Origin of the sequence: Candidatus Protofrankia californiensis, assembly GCF_900634765.1 — a bacterium.
GTDB lineage: Bacteria > Actinomycetota > Actinomycetes > Frankiales > Frankiaceae > Protofrankia > Protofrankia californiensis.
On record NZ_CAAAFT010000360.1, the window covers coordinates 2181 to 4384 of the forward strand.

Genomic DNA, 2204 nt, shown 5'->3' on the forward strand with positions numbered 1-2204 from the left:
CGCCAGGCGAGCGCCCACGCCGAGCTCGCCCACCACTACTGGGCGTGCGCGGACCCGGCCGTCGCCGACCGGGCCGTCCACTACGCGCGGCTCGCCGGTGACCGCGCACTGGCGGAGGCGGCCTTCGACGGCGCGGTGCTGCACTACCGCCGTGCGCTTGACGTGCTGGAGCGCAACGGTGGAGGGCTGCGCGCCGAGCTGCTGCTCGCCCTGGGCGACGCCCACGGGCGGGCCGGGGAGTACCCGGCCCGGGACGCCCGTTTCGTCGAGGCGGCCACGGTCGCCCGCGACAGCGACGTCACCGACCTGTTCACCCGCGCCGCCTTCGGGTACGGCGGTGTGCTGCCCCCGGCGGTGAGTCCGGATCCCCAGGGTCAGGCGCTGCTGGAGGAGACGCTGGAGCGCCTGGGCAACGTGGACAGCCCCGCGCGGGCCAGGGCGCTTGGACGCCTCGCCCACTGGGTGCACCACGAGCGCCCGTACGCCGAGCGGGTGGCCCTCTGCGAGGAAGCGATCGCCATGGCCCGGCGGGTGGACGACCTGGCGACGCTGGCCATCGTCCTGTGCCACCGCTGCTGGGCCCTGGACGGCCCCCGTGACGTCGACGAGCAGCTCGCCGACGCCGCCGAGATCCTGCGTCTGGGCGAGGAGCTCGGTAACCACGAGCTGCTCCTGGACGGGCTGCGGATCAGGATGTCCGCGCGGTTCCGGCGGGGGGACTTCGAGCTGGCGGCCGACACCGCCGCCACTCTCGCCGACCTCGCCCGGGAGCTGCGCCATCCCGAGTTCCTGCGGATGGCGGCCATGTGGGACGTGGTCGTCGCCACGATCGAGGGGCGGTACGAACACGCCCAACGCCTGACCGGCGAGCTGCAGACCCGGCTTCGCCAGCTGGGCCATTCGCAGACCGAACTCATCCTCATCGGTCAGGCACTTCCGATGCTGTGGCTGCAGGGACACCTCGGTGAGACCCGCTCGCTCATCGACGACATCGCGACCCTGCAGTCGCAGATCCAGATCTGGCCGGCGATGAGGGCGTGGCTGGGTGCGGAGTCGGCAGCCGACGACCAGGTCCGCAAACTGCTGGGCAGCCTCTCCCCGGACGCCCCGGCCAAGCTGGACGAGAACTACTCGTGGTGGGCGACGATCGTCGCGTTCATCCAGGCGGTAACCGCGATCGGGGACCGGGTATGGGCGGGGAAGCTCTACGAGCTGATCCTTCCCTTCGCCCGGCACAACGCCACCCTGGGTCTGGCGGGCTTCCTCGGTGCGGTCACCCACCACCTCGGTGTGCTCGCCGCGACACTGGGCCGGTGGGACGCCGCCTGCGCGCACCTCGAGGCGGCCCTACAGCGGCACCACGCGATGGGATCTCCTCCGTTCGTCGCGCTCACCCAGATGGAGTACGCGCTCGTGCTGATGTCGAGGGGCTCCGACGGCGACCGGGAACGCGCCGAGGAGCTGCGTACGGCAGCACTGCGGACAGCCGCGCAGCTCGGCCTGAAAGCGGTGCAGACGCGCGCGGCCCGGCAGGTACCGCACGCCTGACCCAGGTGCCGCGCCTCAGGCCACGGCCCGGTTCCATCCACCCTGGACCGGGCCGCTCGGGGCCGGAGCTCACCTCGACGCCCACCCCGGACGGCCGCGCCTCCGGCGTCCCGCCCCGACGCTTTATCCCGCACAGCCTTATCCCGCACAGCCTCATCCTGAACCCGTCACCATCTGAACCCGTCATCCGACGTGTCATCCCCGACGGTTGGACTCCAGATGGTTGAGGATGAGCGGGTAGACGTCACGGTCGGCGTCCTGACCGATGATCGCGTCCAGGTGTGCGTAGCCGGGCAGGAGGCTGCGGCTGTACAGTTCCGGGCCGTTGGCGTCGCGGAGCCAGCGCAGAGTCCGCACGGTTCCCTCCGGCAGGAAGATGTAGTTGTCCGTCCCCTGCAGGAAGTGGATGGGCAGCCGCAGGAACTGCGGATCACGGGTGTAGACGTCCCGGCCCGCGGCGTCGACGGCCAGGTCCGCCCGCATCATCGACGCCAGGTGCCCGAGCGCGGTGATGTTGCCGACGCCGAACATGTCGTTGAGTGCCTCGTGGGTGGCCTGGTTGAGCCGTGCATGCCGGTGGGTGCAGCCGAAGATGGCGTTGATCCAGCGGCACAACGCCTGGCCGCAACGTTCCGACGAGGCCATCGGCACCGCTC

1 protein-coding gene and 1 pseudogene are annotated in these 2204 nt (G+C 71.4%); one reads left to right on the forward strand and one right to left on the reverse strand.

Going from position 1 to position 2204, the window contains the following annotated elements:
* The coding region (locus DD1DGNOD_RS27270; RefSeq protein ID WP_165036868.1) for a hypothetical protein at window positions 1–1548 on the forward strand (1548 nt) is incomplete at its 5' end.
* Between the two features lie 195 nt (window positions 1549–1743).
* On the opposite strand, the pseudogene DD1DGNOD_RS18690 reads toward DD1DGNOD_RS27270, so the two are convergent.
* Window positions 1744–2204 (reverse strand): annotated as a pseudogene (locus DD1DGNOD_RS18690) (choline dehydrogenase); the annotation flags it as partial.